The organism is Microbacterium sp. 4R-513 (assembly GCF_011046485.1).
Taxonomy (GTDB): Bacteria; Actinomycetota; Actinomycetes; order Actinomycetales; family Microbacteriaceae; genus Microbacterium.
The window spans coordinates 1-21,940 of record NZ_CP049256.1 but is presented as its reverse complement, the minus strand read 5'-3'; the positions used below and the strand labels follow the sequence as shown (position 1 = coordinate 21,940).

Below are 21,940 nucleotides of genomic sequence, written 5' to 3'. Positions count from 1 at the left end.
GCGCGGCCCTGCTCTGGGCCCGGTGGGTGTCGCCGCCTCGCCCGATCCCGTCATACGGGACTCGGCTGAACTTCGTCCGCGCGCCCAGACCTTAAGGTGGAATCCATGACATATTCGGTCGCCGTCTCCGGCGCATCCGGCTATGCGGGCGGCGAGATCCTCCGGATCCTCGCCGCACATCCCGACGTCGAGATCCGCACCGTCACGGCGCACTCGAACGCCGGGCAGCCTCTCATCCAGCATCAGCCGCACCTTCGCTCGCTCGCGCACCTCACGCTCGACGACACGAAGCCCGAGGTGCTCGCGGGCCACGACATCGTCTTCCTCGCGCTTCCGCACGGGCAGTCGGGGCAGTACACGGATGCCTTGGCCGACGCCGCACTCGTCATCGACGCCGGCGCCGACCACCGCCTCACCTCGTCGGCCGACTGGGACCGCTTCTACGGCGGCACGTTCCACGAGCCGTGGGCCTACGGCGTGCCGGAGCTCCCGGTCGCCGGTGGCAAGCAGCGCACGAACCTCGTCGGCGCGACGCGCATCGCCGCGCCGGGCTGCAATGCGAGCACCGTCAGTCTCAGCCTCGCCCCCGGGGTCGCGGCCGGCGTCATCGACCCGTCGGACATCGTGACGGTCCTCGCCGTCGGCCCGTCCGGCGCGGGCAAGAGCCTCAAGACCAACCTCCTCGCGAGCGAGATCCTCGGCACCGCCAATCCGTACGCCGTCGGTGGCTCCCACCGGCACATCCCCGAGATCCGGCAGGCGCTCGCCGCCGCGGCGGCCGCACGAACCTCGGACCCCGGCGCGAACTCCGGACCGATCGGCGCAGAATCTCCGAACTCCGCGCAGAACTCCGAGGTTCGCGACGGAGGCAGCGGCATCCGCATCTCGTTCACTCCTGTGCTCGTCCCGATGGCGCGCGGCATCCTCGCGACGTCCACGGCGCCGATCGCGCCCGGTGCGACCGACGACGAGATCCGCGATGCATGGGAGTCCGCGTACGGCGATGAGACCTTCGTGCAGCTCCTGCCCGCCGGCGAGTTCCCGCGCACGGCCGACGTGATCGGCGCCAACACCGCCCTCCTCGGACTGGCGATCGACCGCGACGCGAACCGCGTGACCGTCGTCGCGGCCGTCGACAACCTCGTCAAGGGCACGGCGGGCGCCGCCGTCCAATCCATGAACCTCGCCCTCGGCCTGCCCGAGGACCGCGGCCTCAGCATCAACGGAGTGGCCCCATGACCGTCACCGCGCCGCAGGGATTCGAGGCCGCGGGAGTCGCGGTCGGACTGAAGTCGACGGGCAAGCCGGATGTCGCCGTCGTCGTCAACCGCGGACCGCTCAAGGTGGGCGCCGCCGTCTTCACGAGCAACCGCGCCAAGGCCAATCCCATCCTGTGGTCCCAGCAGGTCGTCCAGGACGGCACGGTCGAGGCGATCGTCCTGAACTCGGGCGGTGCCAACTGCTTCACGGGCTCCTTCGGCTTCCAGACGACGCACCAGACCGCCGAGAGGGCCGCTGAGCTGCTGGGCGCGAGCGCGGGCGACATCCTCGTCTGCTCGACCGGCCTCATCGGCACGGGCGACGAGACCTTCCGCGGGAAGGTGCTCGAAGGCACCGAGCGGGGGGGTCGCGCAGCTGAGCGCCGACGGCGGGGACGCGGCATCCGAAGCCATCATGACGACCGACTCGCGCCCGAAGCGCGCCGTCCGCACCGGCGACGGCTGGACGATCGGCGGCATGGCGAAGGGTGCCGGGATGCTGGCACCCGGCCTCGCGACGATGCTCGTGGTCCTCACGACCGACGCCGTCCTCACCGCCGAAGAGGCCGACGCGCACCTGCGCGCCGCGACCCGGGTGAGCTTCGACCGCCTGGACTCCGACGGCTGCATGTCGACGAACGACCAGGTCTCGCTCCTCGTGAGCGGGGCATCCGGCGTCACGCCCGACGCCGACGAGTTCCGGTCCGCGCTCGCCGAGGTCTGCACCGACCTCGCCCGACAGCTCCAGGGGGATGCCGAGGGCGCGAGCCACGAGATCACGATCGAGGTCGTGCACGCGGCGTCCGAAGAGGATGCCGTCGAGGTCGGCCGCTCGGTCGCCCGCAACAACCTCTTCAAGGCGGCCGTCTTCGGCAACGACCCGAACTGGGGTCGCGTGCTCGCGGCGATCGGTACGACCGAGGCGCCCTTCGACCCCTACGACGTGGACGTCTGGATGAACGGCGTCCGCGTGTGCTCGGCGGGCGGTCCCGACCAGCCGCGCGAGGCGGTCGACCTCACCCCCCCGCGCCACGAGCCTCGTCATCGACCTCAAGGTCGGCGAGGCGACCGCGACGATCCTCACCAACGACCTGACGCACGATTACGTCCACGAGAACAGCGCGTACGCGACATGACCGAGAAGCTCCAAGAGACCGACCCCGACGAGGCGAGCGCGAAGGCGGCGACGCTCATCGAATCGCTGCCCTGGCTGCAGCGCTTCAGCGACCAGATCATCGTCATCAAGTACGGCGGCAACGCCATGGTGTCCGAAGAGCTGCAGGATGCCTTCGCCGCCGACATCGCGTATCTCCGGTACGTCGGCATCAAACCGGTCGTCGTGCACGGGGGCGGACCCCAGATCTCATCGATGCTCGATCGGCTCGCGATCCCGAGCGAGTTCAAGGGCGGCTACCGCGTCACCTCGACAGAGGCCATCTCTGTCGTCCGGATGGTGCTGACCGGGCAGATCAACCCGCAGCTCGTCGCGAAGATCAACGCCCACGGCCCCCTCGCGGCAGGGCTCTCCGGCGAGGACGCCGGCCTCTTCGGCGGCCGCCGCCGCGGTGTCACGGTGGACGGGATCGAGCACGACCTCGGCCGCGTCGGCGACGTCGTCGAGGTGGATCCGCAGCCGGTGCTCGATCAGCTGGCCGCGGGCCGCATCCCCGTCGTCTCGAGCATCGCTCCCGATCTCGACAATCCCGGGCACTCGCTGAACGTGAATGCGGATGCCGCGGCCGCCGCCCTCGCGACAGCGCTCGGCGCCGCCAAGCTCGTCGTGCTCACCGACGTCCCAGGGCTCTATGCCGACTGGCCGAACCGCGACTCGCTGGTCGCGCACCTGACGTCGACCGAGCTGCGCGAGATCCTCCCGTCGCTCGAGTCGGGCATGATCCCGAAGATGCAGGCATGCCTCGATGCGGTCGAGGGCGGCGTCGACACGGCGGCGATCATCGACGGACGCGTGCCGCACTCGGTGCTCGTCGAGATCTTCACGAACAAGGGAATCGGAACGGAGGTGGTGGTCGGATGACGACGACGACGTGGCAGGACGACGCGGGGCGCGACCTCGTGCGCAGCTTCGGCGACCGGATGGCGCTCTTCACGCGCGGCGAGGGCGCCTATCTATGGGATGGTGACGGCCGACGCTACCTCGACTTCCTCGCGGGGATCGCGGTGAACTCGCTCGGTCACGCGCACCCCGTCTTCGTCGAGGCGATCGCCGCCCAAGCGGCGACGCTGGCGCACGTCTCGAACTACTTCGCGACGCAGCCGCAGCTCGACCTGGCGGCGCAGCTCAAGCGCCTCGCGGGCACGGGCCCCTCCGGCCGGGTGTACTTCGGCAATTCCGGAGCCGAGGCCAACGAGGCCGCGTTCAAGCTCGCGCGGCTGCACGGCGGTGCCGAGCGGCCGCGCATCCTTTCCCTGAAGGATGCCTTCCACGGCCGCACGATGGGCACGCTCGCCCTCACCGGCAAGCCGTGGATGCAGGAGCCGTTCCAGCCCATGGTCGGCGGCGTCGAGTTCCTCGACTCGACGGTCGAGGCACTCGAAGCGGCGATGGACGACCGCGTCGCCGCGCTCTTCGTCGAGCCGATCAAGGGCGAGGCCGGCGTCATCGAGCTGCCCGAGGGGTACCTCCGCGCCGCGCGCGAGCTGACCGAGCGCCACGGCGCGCTCCTCATCATCGACGAGATCCAGACCGGCGCTGGGCGCACGGGGGAGTGGTTCGCCTTCCAGCACGAGGGCATCACACCCGACGCGATCACCGTCGCGAAGGGCATCGGCGGCGGGTTCCCGATCGGCGCCCTCATCACGTTCGAGGCGGCGAGCGAGCTCTTCTACCCCGGCACGCACGGCTCGACCTTCGGCGGCAACGCGCTCGGCACCGCTGTGGCCGGCGCTGTCCTCGGCGAGATCGAGCGCGCCGGCCTGGTCGCGAACGCGGCCGAGCGCGGCACGCAGCTCCGCGCGGCGATCGAGGCGATCGGATCCCCGCTCGTCGACGGATGCCGCGGCAAAGGCCTGCTCATCGGCATCGCGCTGAAGCATCCCGTGGCGAAAGCCGTCGTCGCCGCAGCGATGGGGCACGGGCTCGTCATCAACGCGGCCAACGACGAGACGATCCGCCTCGCACCGGCCCTCAACATCGGCGACGTCGAGATCGACGAGTTCGCGGAGCTCTTCGCGGCTTCCCTGGCGACGGTCGCCGATGCGCTCGTCCTCGACGACTCGGAGGTCTCGGCATGACCCGTCACCTGCTGCGGGACGACGACCTGTCCCAGGCCGAGCAGGACGAGATCCTCGACCTCGCGATCGCGCTGAAGAAGGACCGCTGGAAGCTGAAGCCGCTCGAGGGTCCGCAGACGGTGGCGGTGATCTTCGACAAGTCGTCGACGCGCACACGCGTCTCGTTCGCCGTCGGCATCGCCGACCTCGGCGGATCGCCGCTCATCATCTCGACGGCGAACAGCCAGCTCGGAGGCAAGGAGACGCCGAGCGACACGGCCCGCGTCCTCGAGCGCCAGGTCGCCGCGATCGTGTGGCGCACCTACGCACAGGCCGGGCTCGAGGAGATGGCGGCCGGGACGCGGGTGCCGGTGGTCAACGCCCTGAGCGACGACTTCCACCCGTGCCAGCTGCTCGCCGACCTGCTCACGATCAAGGAGCACAAGGGAGAGCTGAAGGGCCTGACCCTCGCCTTCTTCGGCGACGGCCGCTCGAACATGGCCCACTCGTACATGCTCGCCTGCGTGACGGCGGGCATGCATGTCCGCGTCGCGTCGCCCGAGGACTACGCGCCGCGCGACGACGTCGTGGCCGATGCCGACCGTCGCGCCGCCGAGACCGGCGCATCGGTCACCCTGTACACCGACCCCAACGAGGCGGCCGCCGGTGCCGACGTCATCGTGACCGACACGTGGGTGTCGATGGGCAAGGAGGAGGAGAAGCTCGCGCGCCTTCGCGACCTCGGCGGCTACAAGGTGACGCAGGAGCTCATGGGCCTCGCGAAGCCGGACGCCATCTTCATCCACTGCCTGCCGGCCGACCGCGGGTACGAAGTGGATGCCGAGGTCATCGACGGCCCGCAGAGCGTCGTGTGGGACGAGGCCGAGAACCGGCTCCACGCGCAGAAGGCTCTGCTGGTGTGGCTGCTCCGGCAGGACTGACCGGCTCCTCCTGGCTCCGCTCCCGGTGGGAGCGGCTGAACCGCGCGCCACGTGTCACGGGGATCGACCTCGCACGCGGACTCGCCATCGTCGGGATGCTGACGGCCCACCTCGTCGAGTACCCCGACCTCGCGTGGCGGGATCCGTCGACCTACCTGGCGGTCGTCGACGGGCGTTCCTCGATACTGTTCGCGACCCTCGCGGGCGTGTCCATCGGTCTTGTCACCGGCGGCGTCGCGCCGCTCGAAGGTAGGGCGATGCGCACGGCGCGATGGCGGCTCGTCGTGCGTGCGATGCTGCTCTGGATCATCGGCATCCTGCTGATCGCGACCGGAGTCCCGGTGTACGTCATCCTCCCGGCGTACGCCGTGCTGTTCTTGGTGGCGATCGCCTTCACGCGGCTGTCGGCCCGCGCGCTCTTCACTGCGGCCGCAGTGCTCGGGCTCGTGATGCCGTGGGTCCAGGTGACCCTCGATCGGCTCCCCATCTGGACGACCGCAGGGGGAGCGACCTCGCGCTCATCCTCGGCTGGCACTATCCCTTCACGGTCTGGATCGCGTTCGTGCTCGCCGGTATGGGCGTGGCCCGCGCGGGCGTGCGGAGCCTCGCCGTTCAGGTCAGGACGCTGCTCGCCGGCGCGATCCTCGCGCTGGTCGGGTACGGTCTGCACGTCGCGACAGGCACCGGCGCGGAGGTCGATCCCGACTCGCCCGGTGCCGCCTGGACGGCGCTTCCGCACTCCAGCGGCGTGCTCGAGGTGGTCGGCTCGGGCGGCTTCGCCCTGGCGGTGCTCGGCGGCTGCCTGCTGTTGTGCCGCACGCCCGTCGTGTGGATCGTGCTTCCCCTTCGGGCGACGGGTGCGATGCCGCTGACGGCGTACGCCGCGCAGATCCTCGTGTGGGCTGCCTGGGCCGGCTCCGCCCTCGGAGACACCGGCGCTCTCACCGACTTCCGCGCGCTGGCGCCGTTCCTGCCGATCGCACTCGGGGTGATCGCCGGGTGCACCGCATGGGCGCTGCTCGTGGGCCGCGGCCCGCTCGAGTGGACGACCGATCGGCTGGCGCGGCTGCTCGTCCCGGGCCGAGCGCCCGCAACCGCCCCCGATAGGCTGGAGCGGTGAGCGACGCGAAGGGCGAAGGAACCAACGAAGGCGCACTGTGGGGCGCCAGATTCGCGTCGGGGCCGGCGCCCGAGCTCGCGGCGCTGAGCCGGTCGACGCACTTCGACTGGACGCTCGCGCTCTACGACATCGCCGGCTCCCACGCTCATGCCAAGGCGCTCGCCGCGGCGGGGTACCTGACAGCCGACGAGGAGCGTGCGATGCACGCGGGGCTCGATGTGCTCGCCCAGGGGATCCAGGACGGCACGCTGCGTGCCTCTCCGTCCGATGAGGATGTGCACGGCGCGCTCGAAGCGGCGCTCCTGCGCGAGGTCGGACCCGAGCTCGGCGGAAAGCTCCGTGCCGGACGAAGCCGCAACGATCAGATCGCGACTCTCGTGCGGATGTATCTGCTAGATCATTCGCGCGTCATCGCTCGCGACATCCTGCGCCTCATCGACGCGATCGTCTCGCAGGCCGAAGCCCATCCGGACGCCATCATGCCGGGCCGCACGCATCTGCAGCACGCCCAGCCCATCCTGCTCGCGCATCATCTGCAGGCGCACGCCTGGCCGCTCGTGCGCGACCTCGAGCGCCTGCGCGACTGGTCGGCGCGCGCAGCGGTGTCGCCGTACGGCGGGGGAGCCCTTGCCGGGTCGAGCCTCGGCCTCGATCCGGCGCTCGTCGCCCGCGAACTCGGCATGGCGCGTCCCTCCGAGAACTCGCTCGACGGGACGTCCGCACGCGACGTCGTCGCCGAGTTCGCGTACATCGCCGCGCAGATCGGGATCGACCTGTCGCGGTTCGCGGAGGACGTCATCCTCTGGAACACGCGCGAGTTCGGCTTCGTCACCCTGGACGACGGCTATTCGACCGGGTCGAGCATCATGCCCCAGAAGAAGAACCCCGACATCGCCGAGCTCGCGCGCGGCAAGGCGGGGCGACTGGTGGGCAACCTCGCGGGCCTGCTGACGACGCTCAAGGGCCTGCCCATCGCGTACAACCGCGATCTGCAGGAGGACAAGGAGCCGGTGTTCGACTCCGTCACGACGCTGGAGCTCGTTCTTCCCGCCTTCGCGGGCATGGTGGCGACGCTCGCATTCGACACCGAGCGGATGGCCGAGCTCGCACCGCTCGGGTTCTCGCTCGCAACGGATGTCGCGGACTGGCTCGTGCGGCAGGGTGTGCCGTTCCGGGACGCCCACGAGATCTCCGGGTCGCTCGTGCGTCTCTGCGAGGAGCGGGGCATCGAGTTGCATGAGGCCACGGACGAGCAGCTCGCGTCTGTTTCGCCGGCCCTGACCCCCGACGTCCGAGCCGTGCTGACGGTGGAGGGGTCTGTTGCGTCGCGTTCGGCATCCGGGGGCACGGCTCCCGACCGCGTCGCGGAGCAGCGGGTCGAACTCGTGAGCCGCGCGCAGTCGGCCGTGCATGCGCTCGGGTTGTAATCACTTATCAATTGAGAAAGATAAGCCGATCACTTATCTTCCTGCAAGATAAGTGATACCCTTATCCCATGGTCATCGCAACGATCGCCGACATCGTCGGCTCCCGGCGCCTGGTCGATCGGGCTGACGCGCAGCGGATGCTCGATACGACGATCGAGGAGATCGAGAAGGAGCTGCCGCTGGCTCTCGAGCCGCTCCGTCCGACGGTCGGCGACGAGCTGCAGGGCGTCTACGCGACACTCGACCACGCTCTGGCCTCGCTGCTCCTGCTCCAGCTCGCGTTGCCGGACGACGTCGGATGCCGTTTCGGGCTGGGCATCGGCCCGGTCGAGACCTTCGACTCGGCAAGCGGCCGCCTGCAGGACGGCCCCGGCTGGTGGGCGGCACGCGCCGCGATCGAGACGGTCCACGCGAAGCAGCAGCGCGCCGCGCCGAGCGCGCGCACGTGGGTTGTCGCATCCCCCGACGAAGATGCTGGAGTGCACACGGCCGCGGCGCTCGCCAATTCGTACCTCCTCGCACGCGACCAGCTCGTGGGGACTATGAACGAGCGCGCCCGCCGTCTGACGCTCGGGAGATGCCTCGGCCGGACGCAGCGCGACCTCGCCCGGCAGGAGGCGATCACGCAGCCCGCCGTGTCGCAGGCGCTCGCGAGCTCGGGTGCCGCTGCCGTCGTCGAGGGCTTCCTCGTCCTGCGGGCGGATGCCGCATGATCGCCGCGGGTCTGACGCTTCTCGCGGTGGGCGCGGCCGATCTGCTGCGCGCTTTCGTCGCTCCGGTCCGGCGGTGGATCGGACTCCTGATCGGCGCCGTCGTGCTGATCGTCTTCGGCGTGCTGTCCGACTCCCTCGTCGCAGCTCTCGGCGCGATCATCGTAGCCGCGCTGTGGGCGTGGCTCTCGCCGATCGGCGCCCGCGCCCGTGCCGGATTCTGGCCCGTCGTCGTCCTCGGGGCGCTGTGCGCGATCCTCGTCGCCGTCGTCCCGCCGCGTTCCGACGCGGGAGTCATCGGCGCGGTGTGGGCGCTCCCCACCCCCTTCGGGGTCGTCAGCCTCGACGCCATGGTTCTGGTCCTCGGAACCGTCGTGTTCCTGATGGAGTCGGCCAACGTCGTCGTCCGCACGGCCCTGCAGCAGGAGGACGTGCAGGTCGCGCGCACTCCCTTCGACGCCACGTCCGTCACCGGGGTCGAGGTGTCCGCACCTCCGGCCGGGCTCGCCCCGGACCATTCGACGACGGATGCCGCCACCCCCGCCGCAGGGTCCGCCACCCCCGCCGAGGCATCCGTCACCCCCGACGAGGCATCCGTCACCCCCGACGAGGTCTCTGAAGCGCCTTCCGCACCGTCCGTCGCCGAGGCGGTGCCCATCGCGGCGGAGCCGTCGTTGAAGGGCGGCCGGCTCATCGGCCCGCTCGAGCGCATCCTCGTCTTCGCGCTGACGCTCGCCGTGATGTATCCCCTCCTGGCTGCCGTGCTCGCGGCGAAGGGCATCGTGCGCTTCCCCGAGATCTCCCGCGACAGCGCGGCCGGCAATCGCGCCGAGTACTTCCTCATCGGCAGCCTCGTCAGCTGGGTCATCGCGCTCGCGGGCGCCTTCCTCGTGTGGTGGGCCTTCGCGACTCCGTGACGTCCAGGCTTGACTTCGAGCGAACTCCAAGATGCAGAGTTGCTCCATGACTTTTGCGACACCCCCCCACCACGCCCCTCGTCCTCGGCGCGATGATGTTCGGCACGACGATCGACGAGACGACGTCGTTCGCACTGCTCGACCGCTTCGTCGAGCGCGGCGGCGTCTGGATCGACACCGCGGACTGCTACAGCTTCTGGGCGAGCGACTCCGGCCAGGGCGGCGACAGCGAGCGCGTGCTCGGACGCTGGCTCGCGGCACGTCCGGACGTCCGCGATCGGGTGCGCGTCGCGACCAAGCTGGGCGCCGAGCCCCTCTGGGCGGGATCCTGGCCCGAGCGACGGGCCGGCCTGTCGCGCCGCGCCGTGCTCGACGCGTTCGCCGGCAGTCTCGACCGTCTCGGCGTGGAGTCGGTCGACCTGCTGTGGCTCCATCAGGAGGATCGCGCCGTCCCGATCGAAGAGACCGTCGAGGCGCTCGCCGAGCTCACCTCGCCCGGGCTGGTGCGGCGGGTCGGGGCATCCAACCACCCCGCGTGGCGCATCGAGCGAGCGCGGGCGCACGCGGGAGCGATCGGTTCGACACCGATCGACGCCCTCCAGCACAACAGCACCTACCTGCGCGTCCGCCCCGGTACCCGCCCGCCCGGAGTCGAGCACCGCTTCGGCGCGCTGAGCGACGAGCATCTGGACTACGCCGAGACGCACGGCCTCGAGGTCTGGGCGTACACGCCTTTGCTGGGCGGCGCGTACGACAACCCCGCCAAGGAGATTCCGGAGGTGTACGAGCATCCCGGCACCGTGGCGCGACTGAAGGCGCTGGATGCCGTGGCCGCCGAGCTCGATGCGACGCGCGGACAGGTCGTGCTCGCGTGGCAGGTGGCTCGCGGCATCCGTCCCATGCTCGGAGGCAGCAAGCTCGATCAGCTCGACAGCGCACTCGACGGTGTGCGGCTCGCGCTCGCGAGCGACCAGCTCGATCGCCTGAATACGCCTGCCTGAGCGGATGCCTCGTCCGGCCGTCCTCCGGAGGCCGGGGCGCGTGCACCCCGCTGATAGCCTGAAACGCGTGTCATCCGCCACCGCCGAACCCGCTGTGAGTGCGCTCGCGCCCGCGAACGACCCGACGTTCGACAACGTCTGGGACGAAATCGTCTGGCGCGGTCTCGTGCACGTCTCGACCGACCAGGACGCCCTGCGCGACCTCCTCGCCGGCGGCCCGATCACGTACTACTGCGGCTTCGACCCGACGGCGCCGAGCCTGCACCTGGGCAACCTCGTGCAGCTGCTGCTCATGCGCCGTCTGCAGCTGGCGGGCCACAAGCCGCTCGGCCTCGTCGGCGGTTCCACGGGTCTCATCGGCGATCCGCGCCCGAGCGCCGAGCGCACCCTCAACACGAAAGAGACGGTCGCCGAGTGGGTCGGCTACCTGCGCTCGCAGGTCGAGCGGTTCCTGAGCTTCGAGGGCGACAATGCCGCGCGCATCGTCAACAACCTCGACTGGACGGCGCCGCTCAGCGCCATCGACTTCCTCCGCGACATCGGCAAGCACTACCGCGTCGGCACGATGCTCAAGAAGGACGCGGTGAGCGCGCGCCTCAACTCCGAGGCGGGCATCAGCTACACCGAGTTCAGCTACCAGATCCTCCAGGGCTTGGACTACCTCGAGCTCTTCCGCACGTACGACTGCGTGCTGCAGACGGGCGGGTCCGACCAGTGGGGCAACCTCACGAGCGGCGTCGATCTCATCCACTACGTCGAGCACAGGTCGGTCCATGCCATCGGAACGCCGCTCATCACCAACAGCGACGGCACGAAGTTCGGCAAGAGCGAGGGCAACGCCATCTGGCTCGACCCCGCGATGTGCAGCCCGTACCGGATGTACCAGTTCTGGCTCAACACCGACGACGCCGATGTCATCACGCGCCTCAAGATCTTCACGTTCCTCACGCGCGCCGAGATCGAGGAGTACCAGCGGCTCGTCGACACCGAGCCCTTCCGCCGCGCCGCGCAGAAACGGCTGGCTCTCGAGGTGACCACCTTCGTACACGGGACGGATGCCGCGGCCGCCGTGGTGGCGGCATCCGATGCCCTCTTCGGTCAGGGCGATCTGACGGCCCTCGACGCCGGCACCCTGCGCGAGGCGCTCGACGAGCTGCCGAACGCCACCGTGCCGCAGGGCACCCCCGTCGTGCAGGCGCTCGTCGAAACGGGGCTCGTCGCCAGCCTGAGTGAGGCCCGCCGTGCGATCGCGCAGGGCGGCGTGTCTGTCGATGGCACGCGCGTCGACGACGATTCCGCCGTCGTGGCCGGATCGCTCCCCGGCGGAGTGTCGGTCCTGCGCCGTGGCAAGAAGACGCTCGCCGGCGTCTTCGTCGCCTGACGTCAGCCCGCGGCATCCCGTCCCGCCCCCAGCATGCCGTTCACTCCGAGCCACGCCGTCGTCGCGCTGCCCTTCCTGCGCACCCCGCTCGTGCCGGCGGCGATCGCGATCGGGGCGATGACCCCGGACCTCCCGCTCTTCGTGCGGTTCGGTCCCCTCGGCTACGGGCGGACTCACGATCTCGCGTGGCTCCCCGTCACGATGCTCGTGGCGCTCGCCCTTCTCCTGCTGTGGCGATGCGCGTTGCGCCCCGCGACGCGGGAGCTCTCGCCCGGCTGGCTGGCGGCGAGGCTTCCGCGGGAGTGGGACCGCGGCGCGGCGGGCGCCCTGCGCGACACGTTCGGCGTCCGTCCGGTCCGCGAGCACGGGCGGCCTCAGCGCTGGAGCGCTTCGTGGCCGGCGTTCCTCCTGCTTGCTGCGTCGCTGGCCATCGGCGTCGCGAGCCACATCGTGTGGGACCTGTTCACCCATGAGGGCCGTTGGGGCGTCGCCATGATGCCCGCACTAGAGAACCCGTGGGGCCCGCTCGCCGGCTACAAGTGGCTGCAGTACGGCTCGAGCGTCATCGGGCTGTCGGTGATCGGTGTCTGGGGCCTGCTGTGGCTCCGCCGCAGATCTCCACGGTTGCCCCCCGTCCGCGTGCTGCCGGCATGGGTGCGATGGGCATGGTGGCTGTCCCTCCCCGTCGTGCTCATGGCGGCTTGGCTCGCCGGGCTGGCTGCGCTGGGTCCCTTCGATGGCGCCTTCACCCCGCAGCATCTCGCGTACCGGGTGCTCCCGCCCGCATGCGCGGTGTGGGGGATGCTGACGCTTGCGCTCGCGCTCGCGGTCCAGGTCGTGCGGTCGACCCGTCGTCGGGTGCCCGCGTAGGTCGCGCTCAGTCCTCGCGCAGTTCGGCGGCGACGGCCTTGGCGATCGCCGTCGCATGCAGCCGGATCTGGAAGAGCTGGCCCTTGAGCGGGTTCGACATGCCGATGAACCTCAGCCCCGGCGCCTGAGGCAGTGCGCGGGGTCCGGTGGCGAGCGGACGTCCGCGCGGGTCGAGCACCCCCAGATGCGCCATGATCGGGTCGAGCCCGGTGGTGTAGCCGGTCGCGGCGATGACGGCGTCCGGTGCGAACCGCGACCCGTCGGCGAGGACCGCCTCTCCCGCGTCGAAGCACTCGAGCGCGGGCACGGGCGTGACGTCCCCGCGCCGCAGCGCGGCGACGAGCCCGACGTCGATCGTCGGTGTCACCTTCGTCCGGCGTGCCTGTTCCACGACCCCTGCCTCGGGCGCAGGCATCCCGAACCGCGTGAGATCGCCGAGCGCCCAGCGCTGGAGCAGCCGGTTCACGGGATCGACGAGGCGCGGGGGCGCGTGCTCCATCCCGATGGCCAGAACCGTTGTCGGGACGGGGCCCAGCTGCCGCGGGATGACGTTGGGCGGTGTCCGCACAGCGAGCCGCACGTCCCGGGCGCCGTGCTCGGTCAGATCGGCCGCGATCTCGGCTCCGGTGTTGCCCGCCCCGACGACAAGCACGCTCCGACCGGCGTACGGCATGGGGCTCGTGTAGTCCGCCGCGTGCACGATGTCACCGGGAAAGGATTCCTCGCCCGGCCAGAGCGGGCGGGCGGGGGAGTTGCTGTACCCGGTGGCGATCACCACCTGCCGCGCGGTCCAGCGCGTGTCGCCGTCCATGGCGACCCACCGGTCGCCGTCGCGATCGAGGCGCCGGAGCTCGGTGCCGAAGCGAGGGACGATGCCGTGGTGGCGTGCGTAGAGATCGATGTACTGGGCCATGTCGTCCTTCGATACCCAGCGCCCGAAACGACGGGGGATCGGGAGGTCCGGCATGCGCGACTGCGCGCGGGGCGTGTGCAGGTGCAGGCGGTCGTAGCGGGTGCGCCACGACTGCCCGGCCGCTTGGCCTCGGTCCAGCACGATCGTCTCGACGCCACGCTTTTTCAGGCATGCCGCGACCGCGAGCCCGGCCGGCCCTGCCCCCACGACGACCACGTCAGCGTCCACGGCCACCACCTCGAGGTCACGCTAGCGCCGGCCGGCCGCCCCGTCCACGCTCGAGGTCAGCGCGCGATCCATGACGCATCGTCCCGGCCCCACGGCCGCGGTGGCGCGAACCCGGTCGGGCCGCCGGCGAAGGCGACGGCCGGTGCCACGGTGGTGACGGCCGAGCCGTCGACCTCGAACGTCTGAGTGTGTGCGGCGGGATCGACGGGCGTGAACGTCGGCGCTTCTGCAGTACGCGGCATCCCGAGCAGTTCCGCTGCCACCCGGCGCAGCGACGTCTCGGCGATCCACGACCTGCCCTCCGCCTGACGCCGGAGGAGCAGCGCCGTGATCGAGGCCGCGAGCAGGTAGCCGGCGCTATGGTCGAGCGCCTGGGCCGGCAACGCTCCCGGCGCGGACCCATCCCGCGATTCGACCCACGAGATGCCCGATGCCGCCTGCACGATGCTGTCGAACCCGCGGCGATCGGCAGATCCCCACGCGGAGAGCTGGGCGACGATGATCCCGGGATGCCGCTCCACGAGCTCGCCCGGAGAGAGGCCGAGTCGCGCGAGCCCGTCCGGCCGGTACCCGAGCACGATGACGTCCGCCTCCGTCGCGAGACGGTCGAACCGCGCGCGGTCGCCGGGATCGGCGAGGTCGAGCAGCGCGGAGCGCTTGCCGTGGCCCGTGTCGAGGTGCTGCCATCCGATCTCGGCCAGTCTCGGCGAGTCGATCCTCAGCACGTCAGCGCCGAGGAACGCGAGCGTGCGCGTCGCGACGGGCCCCGCGATGACCCGCGTGAGGTCGAGGATCCGGACACCGGCGAGCGGCGCCGACGGCGCGGGTGCGAGCGATCGCGGCGGAGTGGTGCCGAACCCGGTGATGCGGACCAGGGGTTCCGCGCGCAGCGCCTGGTCGGCATCCGGGCGTTCGTGGAACACCGCCGACGCGATGCCGCCGCGCGCGGTGATCGCCTGCACCGCGACGCCCGCGGGCATGCCGGCGAGGGCGGCTGTGGCATCCTCGGCTCCCGCGTCCTCTCCGAGCCCCAGGCCGTCACGCAGCGCGCGGGCGTGGTGGGGGTAGTTGCCGTGGGTCCGCACCCAGCCGTCCGACGTGCGGAAGAACCCCGAAAGAGCGGCGAACGCCACCGGCGCCGCGCCGTCGACGCTGCCGTATCGCTCGCTCGCGTATGCGAGTGCGATGCGGTCAGGATCGAGCACGACCTCCGCGGCGCCTGCGACTGTCGCTGCGGCGAGCGATGCGGCACCGACGCTGGACCACGCCAGGTCGCCGACGGACAGGCGGGAGGCGAGCGGGATGGGATGCCTCGGCACCGCGACCGTCGCGGTCGGGACGATGCCCAACCCGCGCACGACATCCTCGGGGGACCGGCGGACCGGCGGCTCCACGCTCATGCCCGGACGATATTCCGGAGCCGAGTCCGGCGCGAGTGCCACGCCTAGACTCGTGGCATGGCCGAGCCGGAGCGTCCCGGCGCCGATCGCTGGGTGCCGGAGCATGCCGATGTCGCTGGTCTGCGCGCGGCGGTTCAGGGATGCCGCGGCTGCGAGCTGTGGGCGAATGCGACGCAGGCCGTCTTCGGTGACGGGGCCGAGGATGCCCGCATCATGCTCGTGGGAGAGCAGCCCGGTGATCGCGAGGACCTCGCGGGCGAGCCGTTCGTCGGCCCGGCGGGCCGCGTGCTCGATGAAGCCCTGGATGCCGCGGGGATCGACCGCCATTCGGTGTACGTGACGAACGCCGTCAAGCACTTCCGCTTCGAGCAGCGCGGCAAGCGGCGCATCCACGCCAAGCCGGCCGTTGCGCACATCGACGCCTGCCATGCCTGGCTCGCGGCCGAACTCGAGAGGGTGGACCCGTCCGTGGTCGTATGCCTCGGAGCGACGGCGGCGCGTGCGGTGCTGGGTCGCACGGTCCGCATCGGGGCTGAGCGCGGCCGGCCGATCCCGCACGGCGAGCGCACCGTCGTCATCACGACGCATCCGTCGTCCGTCCTGAGGCTTCGCGACCCGGGGGAGCGGCAGGCCGCACAAGCCTCTCTCGCAGCCGATCTCGCGCTGGCGGCGCGCGAGGCGAAATCGCCGTGATCGGCCCTCCACCGGGGCGACACGCCCGGGATGCGCCCTCGATTTGCCCGAGTGTCGGATCCCGCGTAACTTATTACTTGTTCGCCCCACAGGGAAGCGGAGAGGCCGAGAGCCTTACCCCCCTCAAGCGGAGAACCAAACCCCCATCTGAAACGTCGCTCAACTTGAGTGATCACCGCCCGTTGGGCTAGGATGGGGTGTTCCCACCACTCCTCGAATCCCGAGGTCTGATCGCGTGCCACGTGCACGTGCTGAAGCCGCGGACGTGCGAGAGACGACGTGGGGTCAGAGAAGTTGCCCTGCGGGCGAGGCTGAGAGGCTGAGTAGCAGGAGCATCCGATCCTTGAGAACTCAACAGCGTGCACTTGTCAAATGCCAAATAACCTCGTTCCAGCTTCGGCTGGGTGAGATTCCTTTGGATCAAATCGTCGGTCTTCGGGCCGGCGTACATGGATATGTCAGTAATGACATCCTATTTGGTCAGTTCAAACTCGCTGCTTCGACCTTATTCCGGTCGTTGTCGGCAACATTTCTTTATGGAGAGTTTGATCCTGGCTCAGGATGAACGCTGGCGGCGTGCTTAACACATGCAAGTCGAACGGTGAAAGGAAGCTTGCTTCCTGGATCAGTGGCGAACGGGTGAGTAACACGTGAGCAATCTGCCCCAGACTCTGGGATAACAGCTGGAAACAGCTGCTAATACCGGATACGAGACGTGAAGGCATCTTCAACGTCTGGAAAGAATTTCGGTCTGGGATGAGCTCGCGGCCTATCAGCTAGTTGGTGAGGTAACGGCTCACCAAGGCGTCGACGGGTAGCCGGCCTGAGAGGGTGACCGGCCACACTGGGACTGAGACACGGCCCAGACTCCTACGGGAGGCAGCAGTGGGGAATATTGCACAATGGGCGAAAGCCTGATGCAGCAACGCCGCGTGAGGGACGACGGCCTTCGGGTTGTAAACCTCTTTTAGCAGGGAAGAAGCGAAAGTGACGGTACCTGCAGAAAAAGCACCGGCTAACTACGTGCCAGCAGCCGCGGTAATACGTAGGGTGCAAGCGTTATCCGGAATTATTGGGCGTAAAGAGCTCGTAGGCGGTTTGTCGCGTCTGCTGTGAAAACCCGAGGCTCAACCTCGGGCCTGCAGTGGGTACGGGCAGACTAGAGTGCGGTAGGGGAGATTGGAATTCCTGGTGTAGCGGTGGAATGCGCAGATATCAGGAGGAACACCGATGGCGAAGGCAGATCTCTGGGCCGTAACTGACGCTGAGGAGCGAAAGGGTGGGGAGCAAACAGGCTTAGATACCCTGGTAGTCCACCCCGTAAACGTTGGGAACTAGTTGTGGGGTCCATTCCACGGATTCCGTGACGCAGCTAACGCATTAAGTTCCCCGCCTGGGGAGTACGGCCGCAAGGCTAAAACTCAAAGGAATTGACGGGGACCCGCACAAGCGGCGGAGCATGCGGATTAATTCGATGCAACGCGAAGAACCTTACCAAGGCTTGACATATAGAGGAAACGGCTGGAAACAGTCGCCCCGCAAGGTCTCTATACAGGTGGTGCATGGTTGTCGTCAGCTCGTGTCGTGAGATGTTGGGTTAAGTCCCGCAACGAGCGCAACCCTCGTTCTATGTTGCCAGCACGTAATGGTGGGAACTCATGGGATACTGCCGGGGTCAACTCGGAGGAAGGTGGGGATGACGTCAAATCATCATGCCCCTTATGTCTTGGGCTTCACGCATGCTACAATGGCCGGTACAAAGGGCTGCAATACCGTAAGGTGGAGCGAATCCCAAAAAGCCGGTCCCAGTTCGGATTGAGGTCTGCAACTCGACCTCATGAAGTCGGAGTCGCTAGTAATCGCAGATCAGCAACGCTGCGGTGAATACGTTCCCGGGTCTTGTACACACCGCCCGTCAAGTCATGAAAGTCGGTAACACCTGAAGCCGGTGGCCCAACCCTTGTGGAGGGAGCCGTCGAAGGTGGGATCGGTAATTAGGACTAAGTCGTAACAAGGTAGCCGTACCGGAAGGTGCGGCTGGATCACCTCCTTTCTAAGGAGCATTTGGAGCTCTTCGGGGCTTCCAGAGCCAGACTCGAGACGAATGTTCTCGACTGGTCAGCTCATGGGTGGAACATTTGACTTGGTGCCGAACGGGGGATCCCGGACTCAGTACGCTGCTTGCAGCTGGAAAGGTTCTGGTGACTCTGCCGGCACATGCACGCTGTTGGGTCCTGAGGGACCGGATGTGCTCGATCTGCGATCGGGCCGACCGAACCTCAGGACCTTTTCTGGCGCCGGCGATGCTGGCGCGCGGGAAGGGTACCGCCCGTACTTTGAGAACTACACAGTGGACGCGAGCATCTTCGAACCGGCTTCGGTCGGTTCGTTATAGATGATCTTAAAGATCATTAGTCAATTTCGAGTTGGACTTCGGTCCGATTCCGATTCTTGATGAAACTCATGTGATTTCAAGTCTTTAAGAGCAAACGGTGGATGCCTTGGCATCTGGAGCCGAAGAAGGACGTAGCAATCTGCGATAAGCCTCGGGGAGTGGATAAGCACACTTTGATCCGAGGATCTCCGAATGGGGAAACCCCGCTGGGCGGCGTGCCGACCCAGTGACTCCCGCCTGAATATATAGGGCGGGTAGAGGGAACGTGGGGAAGTGAAACATCTCAGTACCCACAGGAAGAGAAAGCAACCGCGATTCCGTTAGTAGTGGCGAGCGAAACCGGAACAGGCTAAACCGAGTACGTGTGATATCCGGCAGGAGTTGCGTATTCGGGGTTGTGGGACTTTTCGGGCTGTTCTGCCGAGCAGCCGGCGTTACAAGAAGGTATAGACGAACGGCATTGAAAGGCCGGTCAAAGAGGGTGCCAACCCCGTAGTCGAAATGCCTCCCTTGACGTGAAGAGTATCCCAAGTAGCACGGGGCCCGAGAAATCCCGTGTGAATCTGTCAGGACCACCTGATAAGCCTAAATACTCCCAGATGACCGATAGCGGACAAGTACCGTGAGGGAAAGGTGAAAAGTACCCCGGGAGGGGAGTGAAATAGTACCTGAAACCGTTTGCTTACAAACCGTTGGAGCAGCCCTAGCAGCTGTGACAGCGTGCCTTTTGAAGAATGAGCCTGCGAGTTAGCGATACGTGGCGAGGTTAACCCGAGTGGGGTAGCCGTAGCGAAAGCGAGTCTGAATAGGGCGATTCAGTCGCGTGTCCTAGACCCGAAGCGAAGTGATCTATCCATGGCCAGGCTGAAGCGACGGTAAGACGTCGTGGAGGGCCGAACCCACTTAGGTTGAAAACTGAGGGGATGAGCTGTGGATAGGGGTGAAAGGCCAATCAAACTTCGTGATAGCTGGTTCTCTCCGAAATGCATTTAGGTGCAGCGTTGCGTGTTTCTTGCCGGAGGTAGAGCTACTGGATGGCCGATGGGCCCTACAAGGTTACTGACGTCAGCCAAACTCCGAATGCCGGTAAGTGAGAGCGCAGCAGTGAGACTGTGGGGGATAAGCTTCATAGTCGAGAGGGAAACAACCCAGACCACCAACTAAGGTCCCTAAGCGCGTGCTAAGTGGGAAAGGATGTGGAGTTGCTCAGACAACCAGGAGGTTGGCTTAGAAGCAGCCACCCTTGAAAGAGTGCGTAATAGCTCACTGGTCAAGTGATTCCGCGCCGACAATGTAACGGGGCTCAAGCACGCCACCGAAGTTGTGGCATTGACATTATTGGTAGGCCTTCGTGGTCCAGCCGTGTTGATGGGTAGGAGAGCGTCGTGTGGCCAGCGAAGCGGCGGTGTGAACCAGCCGTGGAGGCTACACGAGTGAGAATGCAGGCATGAGTAGCGAAAGACGTGTGAGAAACACGTCCTCCGAAAGACCAAGGGTTCCAGGGTCAAGCTAATCTTCCCTGGGTAAGTCGGGACCTAAGGCGAGGCCGACAGGCGTAGTCGATGGACAACGGGTTGATATTCCCGTACCGGCGAAGAACCGCCCCAATCAATCCAGTGGTGCTAAGTGCCCGAATTCCTCTGTATCAATCCCTTCGGGGTGCGAACGTTGGAGCTAGCGCACGACCCCATGCTGGTGCGGTTAGCGTATTAACAGGTGTGACGCAGGAAGGTAGCCCAAGCCAGGCGATGGTTGTCCTGGTGCAAGTGCGTAGGCCGAGTGATAGGCAAATCCGTCACTCATACAGGCTGAGACACGATGCGGATGAAAAGTGGGTGATCCTATGCTGCCAAGAAAAGCATCGACGCGAGGTTCTAGCCGCCCGTACCCCAAACCGACTCAGGTGGTCAGGTAGAGAATACCAAGGAGATCGAGAGAATCGTGGTTAAGGAACTCGGCAAAATGCCCCCGTAACTTCGGGAGAAGGGGGGCCTTCGACGTATTAGGACTTGCTCCGAAAGCGTTTGGAGGCCGCAGAGACTAGTGGGTAGCGACTGTTTACTAAAAACACAGGTCCGTGCCAAGTCGCAAGACGATGTATACGGACTGACGCCTGCCCGGTGCTGGAAGGTTAAGAGGACGGGTTAGCCGCAAGGCGAAGCTCAGAATTTAAGCCCCAGTAAACGGCGGTGGTAACTATAACCATCCTAAGGTAGCGAAATTCCTTGTCGGGTAAGTTCCGACCTGCACGAATGGCGTAACGACTTCCCAACTGTCTCAACCGCGAACTCGGCGAAATTGCATTACGAGTAAAGATGCTCGTTACGCGCAGCAGGACGGAAAGACCCCGTGACCTTTACTACAGCTTGGTATTGGTGTTCGGTGTGGCTTGTGTAGGATAGGTGGGAGACTTTGAAGCGGTGACGCCAGTTACCGTGGAGTCGTTGTTGAAATACCACTCTGGTCACTCTGGATGTCTAACTTAGAACCGTAATCCGGTTCAGGGACAGTGCCTGGTGGGTAGTTTAACTGGGGCGGTTGCCTCCCAAAAAGTAACGGAGGCGCCCAAAGGTTCCCTCAACCTGGTTGGCAATCAGGTGGCGAGTGTAAGTGCACAAGGGAGCTTGACTGTGAGACTGACAGGTCGAGCAGGGACGAAAGTCGGGACTAGTGATCCGGCAGTGGCTTGTGGAAGCGCTGTCGCTCAACGGATAAAAGGTACCTCGGGGATAACAGGCTGATCTTGCCCAAGAGTCCATATCGACGGCATGGTTTGGCACCTCGATGTCGGCTCGTCGCATCCTGGGGCTGGAGTAGGTCCCAAGGGTTGGGCTGTTCGCCCATTAAAGCGGTACGCGAGCTGGGTTTAGAACGTCGTGAGACAGTTCGGTCCCTATCCGCTGCGCGCGTAGGAAGTTTGAGAGGATCTGACCCTAGTACGAGAGGACCGGGTTGGACGAACCTCTGGTGTGTCAGTTGTTCTGCCAAGAGCACCGCTGATTAGCTACGTTCGGGATGGATAACCGCTGAAAGCATCTAAGCGGGAAGCCGGCCTCAAGATGAGACTTCCATGCCTTCGGGCGAGAGGCTCCCAGCCAGACTACTGGGTTGATAGGCCGGATGTGGAAGCGTGGTAACACGTGAAGCTGACCGGTACTAATAAGCCGATGACTTGATAACACACCGTTTCTGGTGCTTGCGTCCACTGAGTGGTTCTCGATGTACGGTCGAGAACCGCACACCAAGAACTTTTTGTTGTGCAGACTGAAACATCAATAGTGTTTCGGCGGCCATAGCGAGAGGGAAACGCCCGGTCCCATTCCGAACCCGGAAGCTAAGCCTCTCAGCGCCGATGGTACTGCAGGGGCGACCCTGTGGGAGAGTAGGACACCGCCGGACTTCTTTCATGAAAGGGCCACCCAACGCTGGGTGGCCCTTTCACGTTAAGCCGCAC

At 66.9% G+C, this 21,940-nt stretch carries 14 protein-coding genes, 3 rRNA genes and 2 pseudogenes; 17 read left to right on the top strand and 2 right to left on the bottom strand.

The genetic code is table 11. From position 1 onward, the window contains the following. The first annotated feature begins 105 nt into the window (after positions 1-105). From G5T42_RS00090 to G5T42_RS00035, 13 genes and pseudogenes are all read left to right on the top strand, one after another. Complete coding sequence (locus G5T42_RS00090) at positions 106-1,239, top strand: NAGSA dehydrogenase family protein (RefSeq protein WP_165123812.1); 1,134 nt, start codon at positions 106-108, stop codon at positions 1,237-1,239. Next, positions 1,236-2,395: pseudogene (gene argJ / locus G5T42_RS00085) on the top strand (bifunctional glutamate N-acetyltransferase/amino-acid acetyltransferase ArgJ). The gene G5T42_RS00090 and the pseudogene argJ overlap by 4 nt, the downstream one beginning before the upstream one ends. Continuing rightward, a complete protein-coding gene (gene argB / locus G5T42_RS00080; protein ID WP_165123809.1) occupies positions 2,392-3,294 on the top strand; it encodes an acetylglutamate kinase in 903 nt (300 codons plus the stop codon). Before argJ ends, argB begins: the two are co-directional and overlap by 4 nt. Next, entirely contained in the window at positions 3,291-4,511 is a 1,221-nt protein-coding gene (locus G5T42_RS00075; protein ID WP_165123806.1) for an acetylornithine transaminase, read from the top strand. Before argB ends, G5T42_RS00075 begins: the two co-directional genes overlap by 4 nt. Next, positions 4,508-5,431: an ornithine carbamoyltransferase gene (gene argF / locus G5T42_RS00070; protein ID WP_165123803.1), complete on the top strand. Its 924-nt coding sequence runs from the start codon at positions 4,508-4,510 to the stop codon at positions 5,429-5,431. The genes G5T42_RS00075 and argF overlap by 4 nt, the downstream gene beginning before the upstream one ends. Before the next feature lie 95 nt (positions 5,432-5,526). Continuing rightward, positions 5,527-5,862, top strand: a pseudogene (locus G5T42_RS17525) (acyltransferase); the annotation flags it as partial. 23 nt (positions 5,863-5,885) lie between these two features. Next, entirely contained in the window at positions 5,886-6,551 is a 666-nt protein-coding gene (locus G5T42_RS17520; protein ID WP_241245890.1) for a DUF418 domain-containing protein, read from the top strand. Beyond that, positions 6,548-7,978 (top strand): argininosuccinate lyase, encoded by a 1,431-nt coding sequence (gene argH / locus G5T42_RS00060; RefSeq protein ID WP_165123800.1) that lies wholly within the window; start codon positions 6,548-6,550, stop codon positions 7,976-7,978. The genes G5T42_RS17520 and argH overlap by 4 nt, the downstream gene beginning before the upstream one ends. Positions 7,979-8,046: 68 nt before the next feature. Next, the gene (locus G5T42_RS00055) at positions 8,047-8,691 is read left to right on the top strand and encodes a SatD family protein (RefSeq protein ID WP_165123797.1); all 645 of its coding nucleotides are present in this window, start codon (positions 8,047-8,049) and stop codon (positions 8,689-8,691) included. Continuing rightward, complete coding sequence (locus G5T42_RS00050) at positions 8,688-9,605, top strand: hypothetical protein (protein ID WP_165123794.1); 918 nt, start codon at positions 8,688-8,690, stop codon at positions 9,603-9,605. Before G5T42_RS00055 ends, G5T42_RS00050 begins: the two co-directional genes overlap by 4 nt. Positions 9,606-9,658: 53 nt before the next feature. Next, positions 9,659-10,606 (top strand): aldo/keto reductase, encoded by a 948-nt coding sequence (locus G5T42_RS00045; RefSeq protein WP_241245889.1) that lies wholly within the window; start codon positions 9,659-9,661, stop codon positions 10,604-10,606. Positions 10,607-10,700: 94 nt separating this feature from the next. Further along, positions 10,701-11,987 carry a tyrosine--tRNA ligase gene (gene tyrS, locus G5T42_RS00040; RefSeq protein ID WP_241246023.1) on the top strand — a complete coding sequence of 429 codons (1,287 nt, stop codon included), beginning with the start codon at positions 10,701-10,703 and terminating at the stop codon, positions 11,985-11,987. A 33-nt stretch (positions 11,988-12,020) separates the two neighbouring features. Next, the gene (locus tag G5T42_RS00035) at positions 12,021-12,857 is read left to right on the top strand and encodes a DUF4184 family protein (protein WP_165123788.1); all 837 of its coding nucleotides are present in this window, start codon (positions 12,021-12,023) and stop codon (positions 12,855-12,857) included. Between the two features lie 7 nt (positions 12,858-12,864). Here G5T42_RS00035 and G5T42_RS00030 read toward each other — a convergent pair whose 3' ends face one another. Then, positions 12,865-13,998, bottom strand: a complete 1,134-nt coding sequence (locus tag G5T42_RS00030) for an NAD(P)/FAD-dependent oxidoreductase (RefSeq protein ID WP_206535675.1) — start codon at positions 13,996-13,998, stop codon at positions 12,865-12,867. A 56-nt stretch (positions 13,999-14,054) separates the two neighbouring features. Beyond that, positions 14,055-15,398, bottom strand: coding sequence for a CoA transferase (locus G5T42_RS00025; protein WP_165123783.1), 1,344 nt, complete (start codon positions 15,396-15,398; stop codon positions 14,055-14,057). Positions 15,399-15,455: 57 nt separating this feature from the next. On the opposite strand from G5T42_RS00025, the gene G5T42_RS00020 reads away from it, so the two are divergent. The 4 genes from G5T42_RS00020 to rrf all read left to right on the top strand — a co-directional run bounded on the left by G5T42_RS00020 (position 15,456) and on the right by rrf (position 21,885). After that, positions 15,456-16,091 carry a UdgX family uracil-DNA binding protein gene (locus G5T42_RS00020; protein ID WP_165123781.1) on the top strand — a complete coding sequence of 212 codons (636 nt, stop codon included), beginning with the start codon at positions 15,456-15,458 and terminating at the stop codon, positions 16,089-16,091. A gap of 533 nt (positions 16,092-16,624) precedes the next feature. Then, positions 16,625-18,144 (top strand): 16S ribosomal RNA (locus G5T42_RS00015). A 416-nt stretch (positions 18,145-18,560) separates the two neighbouring features. Continuing rightward, positions 18,561-21,666 (top strand): 23S ribosomal RNA (locus tag G5T42_RS00010). Positions 21,667-21,768: 102 nt separating this feature from the next. Beyond that, positions 21,769-21,885 (top strand): 5S ribosomal RNA (gene rrf / locus G5T42_RS00005). Together the 16S, 23S and 5S rRNA genes form the textbook arrangement of a ribosomal RNA operon. Positions 21,886-21,940: the final 55 nt, after the last annotated feature.

Coding starts and splice junctions, on each gene's coding strand:
- G5T42_RS00090 (WP_165123812.1), top strand. CDS start 106: ATGACATATTCGGTCGCCGTCTCCGGCGCATCCGGCTATGCGGGCGGC.
- argB (WP_165123809.1), top strand. CDS start 2,392: ATGACCGAGAAGCTCCAAGAGACCGACCCCGACGAGGCGAGCGCGAAG.
- G5T42_RS00075 (WP_165123806.1), top strand. CDS start 3,291: ATGACGACGACGACGTGGCAGGACGACGCGGGGCGCGACCTCGTGCGC.
- argF (WP_165123803.1), top strand. CDS start 4,508: ATGACCCGTCACCTGCTGCGGGACGACGACCTGTCCCAGGCCGAGCAG.
- G5T42_RS00055 (WP_165123797.1), top strand. CDS start 8,047: ATGGTCATCGCAACGATCGCCGACATCGTCGGCTCCCGGCGCCTGGTC.
- G5T42_RS00050 (WP_165123794.1), top strand. CDS start 8,688: ATGATCGCCGCGGGTCTGACGCTTCTCGCGGTGGGCGCGGCCGATCTG.
- G5T42_RS00035 (WP_165123788.1), top strand. CDS start 12,021: ATGCCGTTCACTCCGAGCCACGCCGTCGTCGCGCTGCCCTTCCTGCGC.
- G5T42_RS00025 (WP_165123783.1), bottom strand. CDS start 15,398: ATGAGCGTGGAGCCGCCGGTCCGCCGGTCCCCCGAGGATGTCGTGCGC.
- G5T42_RS00020 (WP_165123781.1), top strand. CDS start 15,456: ATGGCCGAGCCGGAGCGTCCCGGCGCCGATCGCTGGGTGCCGGAGCAT.